The 1,245-nt window shown below is 44.5% G+C and carries 2 protein-coding genes; both read left to right on the forward strand.

Features of this window, described 5'->3' with window-relative positions:
- Window positions 1-895: DUF5666 domain-containing protein (locus R7P67_RS24975; RefSeq protein WP_318086339.1), on the forward strand; the 895-nt coding region annotated here is incomplete at its 5' end.
- Between the two features lie 158 nt (window positions 896-1,053).
- Window positions 1,054-1,245: hypothetical protein (locus R7P67_RS24980; protein WP_318086340.1), on the forward strand; the 192-nt coding region annotated here is incomplete at its 3' end.

The following is a 1,245-nucleotide window of genomic DNA, read 5'->3' on the forward strand; positions in this document are numbered from 1 at the left end:
ACTAGAACCAACCATCACAGGTCGAGTGACTGCCATTGATTACGCAAAGAAAACCTTCACCGTAAATGGTGTAGAACTGCAGTTTGATGGCTTAAGTAACGAGATCGATTTAGGTGAATGGGTGATGGTGTCTTCACTTCCAACTGCTGATGCTGGCTACAAAGTCTTATCTGTGGTGGAAATTGACGTTGACCACTACCCAAGCATAGGCGACATTTACGAAATTGAAGGCCGAATCGCAAGCATTGATGCAAACCAAGGCACCTTCAAACTGGGCGCAAACATCACCGTGTCTTACCACAGTGTTGACCAACTAAAAGTAGGTCAATGGGTAGAAGCGGAAGGCAAAATGGAAGGGGGTACTTTTGTCGCCTCTGACGTCGAAATAGAAGGCTATGACAACCTAGAAAACGACAGCGATGTGGAAGGCATCGTCACTTGGGTTGCGAACGATTACAGCGAGTTTTCACTAAACTACCGCGGTGCGTTCTTTGTTGATAACGCAACTCGATTCGAGGACGGTAGCAAAATGAGTTTAAAACAAGGCCAAGAAGTCGACGTTTCTTCTGTCTTGAAAAATGGCAAACGCATTGCCACCGTCGTTGAGTTTGAAACGCCAGATTTTGATGACAACCATCAATGGCAAGGCAAAGAATTTGAATGCGAAGGTTATGTGTCAAATTATGATGCGAATGCTAGAACATTTGAAATCGAACGTTGTGAAAATGATGCTGATCAACTGCGAAATAACAAATTAGTGGTTATCGATGCGCAAACTCAATTTCAAGGCATTGAAGAACTCAACTTGAATGGTACTCGTGTCGAAGTCGATGGTGTGATCATCAATAATCAAAACGTCGCTCGCGAAATCGAGCGAGAAGGCTACGACGACTAAACTAAGTCAGCCACCACGTTTAAACAAAGCCCAATAAAAGTGTCACTTCGGTGGCACTTTTTCTTACTTTGCATCCCTAGCTTAAACCAGCAAATTCTCAGCCAAACTCTTTTCCCTCAATTACACTTTACCTATGTTTCACAACATCGGTGACTACCATGAAAAAACGTAACCTCGCTCTGCTTATCTTGCTTTTTGGTTCAACCACCAGCTTAGCTAGCGTGATGGACCCCGACTGCGATGCAGAAAAAGCAGCCAAAGCCGCAGCAACAAAAGCCGTGGTTGGTGTTGGTGGTCGCTGTACGCCTAAAGAAGCATTGAAAGATACCGCAGTTGATGCAGGAAAAGAC

The sequence above is a fragment of the Vibrio sp. Vb0937 genome (assembly GCF_033338855.1).